Genomic DNA, 13972 nt, shown 5'->3' on the forward strand with positions numbered 1-13972 from the left:
GCTTTCGACATCCCGGGACCTTCGGTCGGGGCTCATCGTGCGTGGGCCGGCGCGGAGAGACCGCCCCGGCCGGAGGCCCGTTCGGCCGCCGGCCGGACGACCATCCGGGGCTCGGCCAGCTCGGCTTCTGAGCGCTCACTCCCGGGAGGTGCCGCCATGTCGTCCTTCACCCTCGACGCGCGCGTGCGGCTGGCCATCGCGCTCGCCTTGACCATCGGCGGCCGGGACCGGTTCCTCCCTCCGGACCAGGAGGCGGCGGCCCGCATGCTGGGCCTGAGCGGTGCCGAGATCGACGCCGCATGCCAGGGACGGAGCTTCGACCTGCGAACGTCGCGGGCCCTTGCCCTGGCCTTGGCGGTGCGCGCGCAGGACGGCGAGCGGCGCAACGAGGAGCGCGCGAGGGCGGTCAGGGTGGGCATCGCCGAAGAGGTCTGCAGCCAGATCGAGAGCTTCGCGGCGCGCCTCATGGCTCCCGAGCCCGCCTCCGAGACCAAGCCGGTGCATGCCGCCAGGAATTAGGCGACGCCGTCCTCGCGCGCAGTTTACCATCCCGGGGCAAGCCGGCGGCGTGGTGCCCGGAGCAGTTGTAATCGTCGGGGTCTATCGGCGGGAGCGAGGGGCCATGGATCGGTGGCAGGCCATGCGCATCTTCGCGAAGGTTGCGGAGACGGCGAGTTTTACCGAAACCGCGCGCCTGATGCACATGAGCCCGCCGGCCGTGACGCGCGCGGTGGCGGCGCTCGAAGACACCATCGGCGCCCGTCTCTTCGTGCGCACCACGCGATCGGTCAAGCTGACGGAGGCGGGCGGACGCTATTACGAGGATTGCCGGCGCATCCTGGCCGACATCGTCGAGGCCGAGGCCGCGGCGGCCGGCTCATATGCGACGCCGTCCGGAACGCTCGCGCTCACGGCGTCGGTCCTGTTCGGGCAGATGCACGTGCTGCCCATCGTGACCGATTATCTCGACACTTACCCGACCATGGCCGCGCGGACGCTCTTCGTCGACCGCCCGGTGAACATCGTCGAGGAGGGCATCGACGTTGCGATCCGCATCGGCCACCTCTCGGATTCCGGCTTCACGGCCGCCAGGGTCGGCTCGGTGCGCCGCGTCATCTGCGGGTCGCCCGCCTATTTCGAGAGGCATGGGGTTCCGACGACGCCTGCGGACCTGAAGGATCATCGCATCGCGGTCTCGACCGGTGCCTGGGCCTCGCCGGAATGGCGGTTCGGGCGCGACGAGCGCGTGACCATCCGTCCCGTCCTGCAGAGCAACACGAACGAGGCGCCCATCGCCGCTGCCCTTGCGGGCTGGGGTCTGACGCGGGTGCTGCACTATCAGATCGGCCCCGCCCTGATCGAGGGCCGCCTCCAGATCGTGCTCGCCGACCACGAGGAGCCGCCGCTGCCCATCCACGTGCTGTACCCCGAGGGACGGCACGCGCCGGCCAAGGTCAGGACGTTCGTCGACCTGGCCGTATCGCGCCTGCGTGCGAACCGGCTGCTGAACTGAGCGGGCGGCGGACCACCTCGAACCTTGCCGCTCCCGCGAGGCTTGGCGTGACCCATCGTCCGCAGCGCGGTGCGCCGGCAGGCCGTCGCCGCATTGTTCCGCGGGCGGCAACAATGCCTTTCCCATTCCATCGATTAACGTCTGCGGACAGAAGATCAATGATCTCTCGGACGGGCAACGAAACGTTCGGATGCCTCGCACCGGGAGAACACCCATGAAACATCTTCTGCTTTCCCTGATGCTCGCAACGGCCGGCGTCACCCTTTCTCCTCAGGCCAAGGCGGACCAAGCGCCGGCCGTCGCGGCCCGCGCGCCGGTGGTCGTCCATTATCGCTCCGCCACGATCGACGGCGTGAAGGTCTTCTATCGCGAGGCCGGCCCTGCCGACGGGCCGGTCGTGCTGCTCCTGCACGGCTTTCCCACATCCTCGCACATGTTCCGCGACCTGATCCCGACGCTGGCCGATCGCTACCGCGTCATCGCGCCGGACTATCCGGGGTTCGGCCAGAGCGACGCTCCCGACCACGCCACGTTCGCCTACGGCTTCGGACGCTACGCCGACATGGTGGATGGGCTGCTGGGCCAGATCGGCGCCAAGTCCTACGCCATGTACGTGATGGATTACGGCGCCCCCGTCGGATATCGGCTGGCGCTCAAGCATCCGGAACGGGTGACCGGCTTGATCATCCAGAACGGCAATGCCTACGACGAGGGCCTGCGGGAGTTCTGGGACCCGATCAAGACCTACTGGGCCGACGGCAGCACGAAGAGCCGCGAGGCCCTGGCAGGCCTCGTCACGCTCCCCACGACGATCTTCCAATACACGGACGGCGTGAAGGATGTGTCGCGCATCAGTCCCGACAACTGGGTCCACGACCAGGCTCTGCTCGACCGTCCGGGCAACAGGGACATCCAGCTCGACCTGTTCTACGACTACCGCACGAACGTGCCGCTCTATCCCCAGTTCCAGGCGTTCTTCCGCACGCGGAAGCCGCCGACGCTGATCGTCTGGGGCAAGAACGACAAGATCTTTCCTGAGGAGGGAGCGCACCCCTACCTGCGCGACCTCCCGGATGCGGAGCTGCACATCCTCGACACCGGCCACTTCGCGCTGGAGGACAAGCTCGACGAGATGGCGCCCCTCATCCGCACCTTCCTCGACAGGCAGGTGGCGAGGCGTTGACCGCTCCGGCAGCGGCTGCCGGGCCGGTCAGGTTTCCCACACCGCGACGGCGCGGAGCCGATGCCGTCCGCGCCACGCCAACGCACCTCATGAGGAGCACGTCATGGAAGCGGCGGTTCCCGAGCGACGTCGCTTCGGCGGGCCGCCGCGCGGGCCTGGCGGCTTCCCGCCCGGGTCGGAGAGGCGATCGACCTGACCGCCGGCGCGGTCTGGCTGAGCCTCGTCGTCCTGTCCCTTCTCAAGGCGCGGCTTCGTGGCTGGCGATGGAATCGGTGTTGCGCCATCGCCTCCTGACCGGACCCGCGACACCGGTTGCGCCGCGCCCGACGCTCGGCATCCAGCCGGCACCGGTCGGCGCGGTCGCCTACGGCGGCGATGTCAGACGATCGTCGAGATCGCGCCGGGCGGGTGCGCCAGCAATGTCGAGAGCAGGCTGAGACCGTAGCGCAGCGTCTCGCGATCGGGCGCGGCGCCGAGCGAGACACGGATCGCCTCCGGGGCCGGACCGACCGCGAAGGCATCGCTCAGGACGGTGGACAACCCGAGCTGGCGCGCATGCGCCCCGAACTCGCCGCGCCGCCAGGGCTCCGGAAGCGGCAGCCAGAGGTGGTGTCCGCACGGATGGGCTCGGACATCGAGGCCGCGCAAGCTGTCCCGGGCGACGGCTTGGCGAAGGCCGTTCTCCTGCCGGATGGCAGCGATGATCGCGTCGAGTTCGCCCCCGACGATCCACCGGGCGGCGAGCGCGGCCGTCAGCGGCGACGCCATCATGCTGATGGCGCGCAGTTCTGCGGCGAGCCGGACCGCCTCGTTCGTTCCAGGCACCGCGACATAGGCGATGCGCAGGCCGGGGCTGACGCATTTCGACAGCGTCGCGATGTGCCACGTGACGTCGGGAGCCAGGGCGGCGATGGGAGCCGGCGCATCGGGCGCAAGCACGCCGTAGGCGTCATCCTCGATGATCGTGACCCCGTGCGTGCGCGCGATCTCGGCGATCCGCCCACGGCGCGCCATCGGCAGCGTGGCGGTCGTCGGGTTGTCGAGGGTCGGCACCAGGTAGAGGACACGCGGCGGCTCCGTCCGGCAGCATGCGAGGAACGCCTCCGGGATCAGTCCCTCCTCGTCGCAGGCGACGGATACGAGCCGCGCGCCCCGTCGTTCGGCGGCCATCCGCAAACCCGGATAGGTCAGGGCCGGGACGCAGAGAGCGTCGCCGGGCTTGAGGAGAGCGGCGAGAGCGCCGGCGAGGGCCGCCTGCGCGCCTGCGGCCACGAGGACCCGCTGCACGGGCAGGAGGCCGAGCCGGCGGCCCAGCCATTGCGCCGCCGCTGCGCGATCGGCGAGGTTCCCCGCGCTATCCTGGTACTGCATCCGGTCCAGGAAGCCGGCCGTGCCGGCAAGGGCCGACAGGCCAGCCTCCACGCGTTCGGCCAACCTCGCTGCCGCCGGCCGGGGCGGCATGTTCATGCTGAGGTCGACGCTGCCGGAGGGGTCCGGCACGCGCGCAGCCACGGGCGGCCGCGCGGGGCCGCGAACGAAGCTTCCGCGACCGGTCGTGGCATCGATCAGGCCGCTCCTGCGCGCCTCGTTGAAGGCCCGCGTGACCGTGGTGAGATCCACCTTGAGGTGCTTGGCGAGGGTGCGCTGCGGCGGCAGGCGTGCGCCGGGAGGCAGGCGCCCCGTGCGAATGTCCTCGGCCAGCGCCTTGACGATGGCCAGGTATTTCGGGCCCGGATCGTCGGCAATTGTAGGGGTCCAGGATTCCATCGTTGACCCTCGCTCTCGCCCGGGTGTATGCATACAATGATCCTCAGGCAGGGCGGCGCCCGCCGGCCTTCCCACCGCCCTCCGAGCATCACGCTCGATGTCCGATTGTATGGTAAGATATCCCATACATTTGGGGCGCACAAGACATACTCCGCTGTCGGACATGGCGGGAGGTTCGGGATCGTTGGGCCATGCGAAGGATGACCGATCAATCGCTGCTGTCGGTCGGGCTGCGGTGCCGCTGCCCGCGTTGCGGGGACGGGGCCTTGTTCAACGGCTTCATCACCCTGAAGCCGCGCTGCGAAGCCTGCGGCCTCGACTACAGCTTCGCCGATCCGGCCGATGGGCCGGCCTTCTTCATCATGATGACGATGGCCTTCCCGGTCACCGCCTTCGGCATCTGGCTGGAGCTGGCCTACGAGCCGCCTCTGTGGATCCACGCGGTCGTCACGCTTCCGTTGCTGCTGCTGGCCTGCGTGCCGGTCATCCGGCCGCTGAAGGGGTTCTTCATCGCCAGCCAGTACATCAACAAGGCCGAGGAAGGGCGCTTCGCTGTCCTGAATGCGCCTGGTCCCGGAGCCGGGACCAGGAACTGACCGGGTTGCGCCATGTCGGGAGAGAATGCGGCCGCCGATCGCCGGACCGTGATCGGAACTCCCGGCCAGATCGGGAGGTCTGACGTTCAGCTCGGCAGCGGCAGCGGGACCGCGTCCTCCCGAAGATCCGGTCGGGGCGCCGGCATCCCTCGCGCGGACCGAAGGCGCGAGAGATCGGCCTGCGCGCGTGCGCGCCAGGACTCCGCTCCCATCTCGCGAGCGAGACCGATGGCGGCCTTCAGGAGGTGTTCGGCCTGCGCGGGCTGCCCTTGCCGCGCCCTGACACCCGCCTCGATCCGTCTCAGCTCGGGAACGATCCAGCGCTCCTGCTGCACCGCCGCGCGGGCAAGCGCGGTCTCGATCACGCGCTCGGCTTGCATGAGGCGTCCGGCTTCCCCGAGAGCGTCGGCGAGCATGCCCATATAGGCAGGGATGCGAAGGGAGGTGCCGGTGGCGGCGACGTCGAGGATGTCCCGCTGCAAACGCGCCAAGCCGCCCGCCTCACCGCGCCGTACGGCGAGGGCTGCGGCGGGGCAGCGTGCAAGTTGCGCCCACCAGCGCAATCCGCCCCCGGCGAACTGCTCCCGGAGCAGGTTCAGGTAGCGCTGCGCATCCTCCAGCCGTCCATCCAGCAAGGCGATCGTGAGAGCGTGCTGGACGAGGGCATTGCACAGGGAAACGGGATGCTCCGCGGCGATCGCCCCGGCGATCGTCCGCTCCGCGAGCCGCGCCGCGCCGGCCCGGTCGCCGGTCAGCCACGTGACCATGGCGAGCGTGGAGCCCGCCGCCAATCCGCGGTGGAGCTGGAACATCATCTTGCCGGACGGGCCGCCGCCGCGATCCCGCGTCGACAGCACACGCTCCAACCGCGCGGATGCGCTCGCGAGGTGCCCGAGATACATTTCGGCTGCGGCACGAAGCCGTTCGCCATCGGGCACGAGCGAAGGATCGGCCAGAGCCCGGCCCAACTGATCGAAGCGGCGCATTCGCTCGATCGTCCGTGCCGGTCGGCCGGCATGAAGGTCGTGCACCGCGCAGCCCCAGAGCGCGGTCATGACATCATCGGGCTGTCCGAATGTCTCGCTGAGCGTCAAAGCCCGTTGGAGGGCGGCGGCGGTTTGCCGAGTCAGGCCTCGGGCGTGGAACAGCGCCGTCGCGAGCGCCGTCTGCAAGCGGATCTCGGCCGCCGGGACCTCCGGCCCGCGCAGACGGCCTCTCTCGATCGCCATCCCGAGATACACGACGCTCTCGTCGAGCATCGAGAAGCTTTCCCACATCGGAATGGCCGAAATCGTCAGCCTGATGCCGAGCGGAATCGATCCGTCATCGCCCAAGGCCCAGGTCAGCGCACGGCGCACATCGGCCGCCCAGCGTGACGGATCCGCCTGCTCGTGCGCGCCGGATGCACGGTGCCACGCATCCTGTGCCCGTTCCAGCGACAGACAGACGTGCTCGGCGTGCCGTTGCTGAACGCGGCGACGAACAGGATCCGCTCGCAGCAGATCGGCGGCGAAGGCCCGCGTGCTTTCCAGGAGGCGGTACCGCGTCCCGTCCTCCCGCCCATCGGGGGAGAGCAGGGACTTCGAAATCAGGCTGGCGATGCTCTCGAGCGCCTCGACCGGCGCCACCTCCGTGGCCTGAGCGATCGCGAGGGCGTCCTCGATCGTGAAAGCGCGCGCGAAGACGGCCAGAGCCCGCAGGATCGCGGCCTCCTGCGGACGGAGGAAGGCGTAGCTCCATGCGAGCGTGGCACGAAGCGCGCGCTGGCGAGCGGGCTTCGCCGAATCATGCTCATCCAGGAGATCGAACCGGTCATCCAGCAAGCCCAACACCTCGGCCGGCGCGTAGGCGCCGCAGCGTGCCGCCGCGATTTCCAGAGCGAGCGGTATGCCGTCGAGCCGCCTGCATATCTCGGCCACGGCCGGGAGATCATCCGGCGCAACCGCATTCCCGGTCGCTTCCCGGGCACGCCGCGCGAAGAGTTCGACCGCCGGGAAGGCGAGTATCGCCTTCATGCCCAACGGAGGCATCGGACCCGGCGGGCAGGCGAGCGGCGCGATCCGGCGAACGCGTTCCCGCGTCAGGCGAAGAGGTTCGCGGCTGGTGGCGATGATCCGCGTGAGGGGCAGTGCCGCCGCGAGCCGGTCCGCCGCCGCCGCGACCGCCGGCAGGAGGTGCTCGCAATTGTCGAGAAGCAGGAGCCGGTGCTCGTCCCGGAGCGCGTGAATCACCGCGCCGAGCAGATCCCCGCTGTCCGAGCGTACACCGAGTTCGGCACTGATCGTCGCGACGAGATGCCTTTCGTCAGCGACGGATGCGAGGTCGATGAAACACGCTCCGGCCGCGAAGCGCGAGGCCATGCGATTCGCCGCGGCCAACGCGACGGCGGTCTTGCCGACGCCTCCCGTACCGGTGATCGTCACGAAGCTGTGGGCTTCCAGCTCGCGGCCGATCTCTTCGACATCGTCCGACCGGCCGACGAGCGCGGTCGCGACCGGAAGCGAGGCACACTGCACCGCGGACTTGTAGGTCACGGTCGGAGCAGTCTCCCGGCGCACGGGACAGACGAACCTGTATCCGCGCCCCGGCACGCTCACGATGTAGTCCTGGCGTGGATCGTGGGCCGCCAGCACGCGCCGCAGGTTCGCGACGTTGACCTTCAGGTTGCCTTCATGAACGAAGATGTTCGGCCAAGCCGCTGCGAGCAGGTCGCCCTTGCTGACGAGCGATCCGGCCTGCTCGACCAAGTGGGTCAGGATGCCGAGGGCGCGGCTGCCGACCGTGACCGGACTGCCGGCATGAACGAGAAGCTGCCGGGACGCGAGCAGTTCGAAAGCGCCGAACCGGTAGATCGTGTCACCCGTGCCGGGTGTCACGATGCGCATCGCGATAGCCGGGCGGACCCGCGAGTCGTGCATCCCTGATCGTCATCGCTCCTCCGGAGTTCATCGAATTTCCGGGCAGCACCGGATACCCGGTCCGGGCTCCACGACGGTGACAATCATGCGCCACCAAGGTGTGGATCCAAGTTGTAGCAACGTACATGCCCTGAGCGCCGGCGCATCTGCCGATCTTGCGGTTCCGCTTGCCGATCTTGCGCTGCTCCGTCCGGGCCGGCGAAGCCGGCTCCGATCGGGGAGATCGTCCGGCGGGGCTTCCTCTCGATCCGGGCCGGGGGCCTGCGGTGTCAGCGCCCGGAACGGGACAGCTGCCGAAACTCGCCGGGTGTCAGTCCGGTGCTTTTGCGGAACACTCTGATGAAGTTCTCCTGAGAGCCGAAGCCGGTCTTCGATGCGATCTCGAGGAGTGAGGATCGGTCGAGCGCCAGGGCCTCCCGGGCTGCGCGCACCCGGCGATCGGTGAGGTAGCGGTGCGGCGTGAGCCCGGTGGCCTTGCGGAACAACCGCGAGAAGTGGAACGGGCTGAGGCAGGCCTCGGCCGCGAGGCGGTCGAGGGAGATCGGCTCGGCGAAATGCGCATCGATGTAGTCGAGCACCCGCTTCAGCCGTCGCGTGTCGAGTCCTCGCGGTGCGGTCGACGGCTTCCAGCGGTCGATCGTGTAGTTGGCGATGAGGTGGGCCGCCAGCGCGGCCGTCAATCCGTCAACGAAGAGCTGGTCCGTGGGCCGATGGGGTCTGTCCATCAGGCCGTGAAAGGCTTGGGCGAAGCTCACGAGGAGCGGGTCGGCCAGCCCGCCGACGAAAGCAAGTTCGACCTGGGAAGGATCGATGCCGTAATCGGCGAGGGCGCTGTGCCGGAGCAGGGCCGGCGGCAGGCAGACATGAACACACGCGATCGCTTCCGAGAGTTCGGCCTGTTCGAGAAAGCCGACCGGTCCGGTCCATGCCGTTCCGGCCCCGGCCAGGCAGCTCTCGACCTGACCGTCGCCGGTGCGGCGCACGATCGCGCGGCCATCGAGCATCACGATGAGTTCATTACAGGGATAGGCCTGCTTGGGATGCGAGCCGGCTCCGTTCACGCGACGCTCGACGACCACCCGCGACCAGTGATCGAGCCGACCATGGACTTGGCAGGTGCTGCGCCGCTGATCCCCCATCGTCTCGAACGACATCAGAGCACCTCCGACGTGATCGGCCGAGCCGCATTCCGCGCGGCGATGAGCCGGCAGCCGCGACCGAAAGACGACGGCGCGAACCGCTCGGGCGGTTCACTGCCGCGCGTCCTCTGGCCGGCAGCTCACCCGCTCCCGGTCGAAGCTACAGCAGGATCACGGCGAAGTAACACGCTATTCCGGTCCGCGGCGCGCAAAGCCCGATCAGCAGGGCCGCCGATCCGCGCCCCATCCGACGAAGTGGATGCCGGTTCGTGGGAGACGATCATCGAGTCCGGCGGGCATCATCGTGGCGCCTCGCCGCGACCCGTAGCCGGCCGGCCGTGGCCCACCGCGATCAGGTCGCACGGTCACGGTTGGCGTACATGAGCTCGGTCGAGTGGGAATAGATCTCGATCAGGTTCCCCCACGGATCCTCGCAATAGACAGCCTTGAAAGGCTCCCCGTCGAACAGCGTCCAGATCTTCGAGCGCTGTTGTCCGCCCTTCTCCGCGATCCGTCGTGCCAGCCCCTCGATATCGGGATCGACCAGACAGAAATGGAAGACGCCCGTCTTCCAGTACAAGAAATTGTCGTCGGCCCGCTCCGACTCGGGCGTGACAAACTGGAACAGCTCGATCCCCACGCCATTTGCCGTCGCAAGATGAGAGACGAAACACTCCCCGAACCGGCCTCCGAAGATCCCCTTGAAGACCTCGCCGATATGGGAGCCATCGTGCTTCACATGCATCGGGCCGATGATATGCCGGCAGCTGAACGCCTCGGTATACCATCTCGTCGCGGCATGGATGTCGGTGACGGTCAAACCGACATGCGTCACGGGAACAGGGTGATAGGACATGAATCCTCCATTCCGCCGGGTTCAAGCGACGCTCGGCATCCTGTCCAGCATCTTGTCGAGCGTGATGGGGTAGTCTCGGACGCGGATCCCGGTCGCGTTGTAGACGGCGTTCGCGACGGCGGCGGCGACGCCGCACAGGCCGATCTCGCCGATGCCCTTGGCCTTCATCGGGGATGAGACCGCATCGGGATGGTCGAGGAAGACGACCTCCTGGTGGGGGATGTCGGCGTGGACCGGGACTTCGTAGCCGCCGAGGTCGTGGTTGATGAAGAAGCCGTGGCGCTTGTCGACGGCCAGAGCCTCCATCAGGGCGGAGCCCACGCCCATGGTCATGGCCCCGATCACCTGGCTGCGGGCGGTGAGCGGGTTGAGGATGCGGCCGGCATCGATGACGGCGAGCATGCGGCGGATGCGGGTCTCCCCGGTGAACCGGTTCACCGCGACTTCGGCGAACTGCGCCCCGAAGGTGGCCTGCACGAAGGTCTTGTCGAGGTCGCCGTACTGGATTCCGTCCTCACCCGTCAGGGGCCCGCCCTCTGCCGCCTCGGCGAGCGCCGCCCCGCGGCTCCCGTCCGTCACCATCCCGCCCGCGAAGGCGGCCCGTGCGGGATCGAGGCCGAGGCGCGCCGCGACGGCGTCCCGCAGCTTGAGGCAGGCGCAGTAGAGCCCCGAGGTCGCGTTGGTCGCGCCGAACTGGCCGCCGGATCCGGCCGCCTCCGGATAGGCCGAGTCGCCGAGCCGGACGGACACGGCCTCGACCGGCACGCCCATCATCTCCGCCGCGGTCTGGGCGAGGATCGTGTAGCTGCCCGTCCCGATATCCGTCATGCCGGTCTCGACCGTCAGCCGGCCGCCGCGCTCGAGCCGGATCCGCGCGGCCGACGGCATCGGGAGGTTGAGGCGGAAGCCCGCCGCCATGCCCATGCCGACGAGCCATCGGCCGTCGCGCATCGAACCCGGCTCGGGATTGCGGCGCGCCCAGCCGAAGCGCTCCGCCCCGGTTCGGAGGCACTCGGCCAAGTGGCGTTCGGAGAAGCGCCGCTGCGGGTTGCGCGGGTCGACCTGCGTGTCGTTCAGGATGCGGAAGGCCACGGGATCGAGCCCGAGCTTCTCAGCCATCTCGTCCATCGCGATCTCGAGGGCCATCAGCCCCGGCGCCTCGCCCGGCGCGCGCATGTCGTTGCCCTCGGCGAGATCGAGGACCGCGAGCTTCATCGAGAGTTCGCGGGTCGGCGCGCCGTAGAGGAGCCGGGTCGGCGCGATCGCCGCCTCCGCGAAGGCGCCCGGGAGGTTGCCGTTGATGCTGTGGTGGCCGATCGCGGTGAGCCGCCCGTCGCGGGTCGCCCCGAGGCGGATCCGCTGGATCGTGCCGGCCCGCCGCGTGCCGCCGTTGGCGATCAGCGGGCGCTGCAGGGCGATCTTGACCGGACGTCCGACCGCCTGGGCGCCGAGCGCCGCCAGGAGCGCGTCCGCCCGCATGATGAGCTTGGCTCCGAAGCCGCCGCCGATGAACGGCGATTCCAGGCGGACATTCTCCTTCGGGAGCCCGAGGGCCTGCGCGAGGCTGTTGCGGTGCCAGGACACGACCTGGGCCGAGGTCCAGACGGTCAGCCTGCCGCCGCTCCATGCAGCCGTGGTGGCGTGCGGCTCCATCATCGCGTGGGTATGGTCGGGCGTCGTGTAGGTCTCGTCGAGGCGGACCGGCGCGGCCGCCAGCGCCGCCTCGACATCGCCGATCCGGTCCACGATGGGATAATCCGGGCTGTCCCGATCCGCGACGGGTTCGGCCTTCGGTGCCTCGGCCGCGAGGTCGCAGCGCGACGAGGCGGCCTCGTACTCGACCCCGACCAGATGCGCGGCGGCGCGCGCCTCCTCGAACGTCTCCGCGACCACCAGCGCGACGGCCTGATGGTAGTGCCGCACCTCGGCCCCGCCGAACAGGTGGAGCGTAGTGCGGAATCCCGGCGGGGCGGCGTCGCGGTCGAGGGTCGACAGCACCGCGAGAACGCCGGGGGCCGCCTTCGCCGCGGCGGCGTCGATCCGCCGGACGCGACCCCGCGCGATCGTCGCGCCGAGGATCCAGCCATAGGCCGGGTTCGCCACGGCGTCGTGCCGCTCATACGCGTAGGCTGCCCTGCCCGTGACCTTCAGGGGGCCGTCGATGCGGGGAAGAGGGCGTCCGACGACCTCCAGGCGATCGATGGGGTTTCGGCCCGCGGGCGCGTCGTACTTCATGGCCTCACGCCCTCCCTTCCGCGATCACCCATGCCAGCGTGCGCTCGGCCAGCGGGATCTTGAACGCGTTGTCGGCCGTCGGCGTCGCCCCCTCGAAGGCGGCCTTCGCCACCGCGGCCGGCCCGCCCGGCAGGAGCGCATCCGCCGCCTCGACGCGCCAGGGCCGCGGCGCGACCCCGCCGAAGGCGACGCGCCCGGTTCCGTCCTTCTGGAGAATTGCGGCGACCGACACGATCGCGAAGGCGTAGGAGGCCCGGTCGCGGACCTTGCGGTAGTGATGCGTTCCGCCGAGCGGCTTCGGCAGGATCACCGCGGTGATCAGCTCGCCGGCCGCGAGCGGAAACTCGATCTCGGGCGTGTCGCCCGGCAGGCGATGGACGTCGCCGATCGGGATCGTGCGCCGGCTCCCGTCCGGCCTGACGGTCTCGACCGTGGCATCGAGCAGGCGCAGCGCGACCGCCATGTCGCCCGGGTTCTGGGCGATGCAGTGCCGGCTGGTACCGATCACGGCGAGCGCGCGCGAGATGCCGCCGACCGCCGAGCAGCCGGATCCCGGCGCGCGCTTGTTGCAGGGCAAGCTGGTCTCGTAGAAGTAGGGACAGCGGTTGCGTTGCAGGATGTTGCCGGCCGTCGTCGCCTTGTTGCGCAGCTGGCCCGTCGCCCCGGCCACGATCGCCCGGGCGAGCACGCCGTATTCCCGCTTCACCCGCGGATGGGAGGCGAGTTCGGTGTTGGTGGCGAGCGCTCCGATCCTGAGCCCGCCCTCCGCCGTGTCCTCGATGGCGCGCAGCGGCAGGTGCCGGATGTCCACGAGATGGGTCGGGGTCTCGATCTGGAACTTCATCAGATCGAGCAGGTTCGTTCCGCCCGCGATGAACATGGCGCCCGGCCGCGAGGCAACCGCCGCGGCGGCCGCCGCCGGGCTCTGCGCCCGCTCGTAGGTGAAGGGCTTCACGGCGTCCTCCCGGCGACGGTTGCGACGGCCTCCGCGATGTTGGCATAGGCGCCGCAGCGGCAGATGTTGCCACTCATGCGCTCGCGCAGTTCCGCGGTGTCGAGGGTCATCGGCGCCGTGAGGTCGCCGGTGACGTGGCTCGGCACGCCGGCTCCGATTTCGCCGAGCACGGCGACGGCCGAACAGATCTGGCCCGGCGTGCAGTAGCCGCACTGGAAGGCGTCGTGCGCGAGGAAGGCCGCCTGCATGGGGTGGAGCGCCCCGGGATGGCCGAGGCCCTCGATTGTCGTGACCCCGTCGCCCTCGTGCATCGCGGCGAGGCTCAGGCAGGCGTTGATGCGCGTCCCGTTCACGATCACCGTGCAGGCCCCGCAATGGCCGTGGTCGCAGCCCTTCTTCGTGCCGGTGAGATGCAGATGCTCGCGCAGGGCGTCGAGCAAGGTGACTCGCGTGTCCAGCGCGATCCGCCTCGCCTCGCCGTTGACCGTGAAGGAGACGGTGATGGAACTCGGCATCTCCGGGCTGGCGGCCTGAGCCGGGGAGAGAGACGGCAAGCCCGTGGCCGCAACGCCTGCGGTCGCTCCCGCGATGACCTCGCGGCGGTTGATGGCGGGTGGAATGGGAACGCTCATGGGCCGACCTCCCGTGCCGTCGAAAGCTGCGCGTGCCGAGGGAGCCCGCACCCATCGGCGGTCCCTGAGAAGCCGAACGGTGAAGAACCCGCAGATCGGATCGGCCCTCTGGAGACCAGATCCGGGTGCTTCGCCGCGAACGAGGGCGGTCCGTGTCCGTTCGTCCGGCTGCCGCGCA

The 13972-nt window shown here is 69.6% G+C and carries 11 protein-coding genes; 4 read left to right on the forward strand and 7 right to left on the reverse strand.

The genetic code is table 11. The annotated features are described in order from the left end of the window. Positions 1-156 precede the first annotated feature (156 nt). The 3 genes from ACE101_RS13370 to ACE101_RS13380 all read left to right on the forward strand — a co-directional run bounded on the left by ACE101_RS13370 (position 157) and on the right by ACE101_RS13380 (position 2696). Entirely contained in the window at positions 157-519 is a 363-nt protein-coding gene (locus ACE101_RS13370) for a hypothetical protein (protein ID WP_379130095.1), read from the forward strand. Positions 520-622: 103 nt separating this feature from the next. Further along, on the forward strand, positions 623-1513 hold the full coding sequence (locus tag ACE101_RS13375) for a LysR family transcriptional regulator (protein WP_379130097.1): 891 nt from the start codon (positions 623-625) through the stop codon (positions 1511-1513). 214 nt (positions 1514-1727) lie between these two features. Then, entirely contained in the window at positions 1728-2696 is a 969-nt protein-coding gene (locus ACE101_RS13380; RefSeq protein ID WP_379130100.1) for an alpha/beta fold hydrolase, read from the forward strand. A gap of 378 nt (positions 2697-3074) precedes the next feature. Here the strand turns inward: ACE101_RS13380 and ACE101_RS13385 are convergent, their stop codons facing one another. After that, on the reverse strand, positions 3075-4463 hold the full coding sequence (locus tag ACE101_RS13385) for an aminotransferase-like domain-containing protein (protein WP_379130102.1): 1389 nt from the start codon (positions 4461-4463) through the stop codon (positions 3075-3077). A gap of 191 nt (positions 4464-4654) precedes the next feature. Here ACE101_RS13385 and ACE101_RS13390 point away from each other — a divergent pair, with 191 nt between their 5' ends. Continuing rightward, on the forward strand, positions 4655-5059 hold the full coding sequence (locus tag ACE101_RS13390) for a DUF983 domain-containing protein (RefSeq protein ID WP_379130104.1): 405 nt from the start codon (positions 4655-4657) through the stop codon (positions 5057-5059). An 86-nt stretch (positions 5060-5145) separates the two neighbouring features. Here the strand turns inward: ACE101_RS13390 and ACE101_RS13395 are convergent, their stop codons facing one another. From ACE101_RS13395 to paoA, 6 genes are all read right to left on the reverse strand, one after another. Continuing rightward, positions 5146-7977: an ATP-binding protein gene (locus ACE101_RS13395; protein WP_379130106.1), complete on the reverse strand. Its 2832-nt coding sequence runs from the start codon at positions 7975-7977 to the stop codon at positions 5146-5148. Positions 7978-8246: 269 nt separating this feature from the next. Continuing rightward, positions 8247-9131, reverse strand: coding sequence for a helix-turn-helix domain-containing protein (locus ACE101_RS13400; protein WP_379130108.1), 885 nt, complete (start codon positions 9129-9131; stop codon positions 8247-8249). Between the two features lie 337 nt (positions 9132-9468). Beyond that, a complete protein-coding gene (locus ACE101_RS13405) occupies positions 9469-9972 on the reverse strand; it encodes a VOC family protein (RefSeq protein WP_379130109.1) in 504 nt (167 codons plus the stop codon). 21 nt (positions 9973-9993) lie between these two features. Next, positions 9994-12207, reverse strand: coding sequence for an aldehyde oxidoreductase molybdenum-binding subunit PaoC (gene paoC / locus ACE101_RS13410; RefSeq protein WP_379130111.1), 2214 nt, complete (start codon positions 12205-12207; stop codon positions 9994-9996). Between the two features lie 4 nt (positions 12208-12211). Continuing rightward, entirely contained in the window at positions 12212-13162 is a 951-nt protein-coding gene (locus ACE101_RS13415; protein WP_379130114.1) for an FAD binding domain-containing protein, read from the reverse strand. Then, positions 13159-13794 (reverse strand): aldehyde dehydrogenase iron-sulfur subunit PaoA, encoded by a 636-nt coding sequence (gene paoA / locus ACE101_RS13420; protein WP_379130117.1) that lies wholly within the window; start codon positions 13792-13794, stop codon positions 13159-13161. The genes ACE101_RS13415 and paoA overlap by 4 nt, the downstream gene beginning before the upstream one ends. Positions 13795-13972: the final 178 nt, after the last annotated feature.

The organism is Methylobacterium carpenticola (assembly GCF_042748905.1).
GTDB lineage: Bacteria > Pseudomonadota > Alphaproteobacteria > Rhizobiales > Beijerinckiaceae > Methylobacterium > Methylobacterium carpenticola.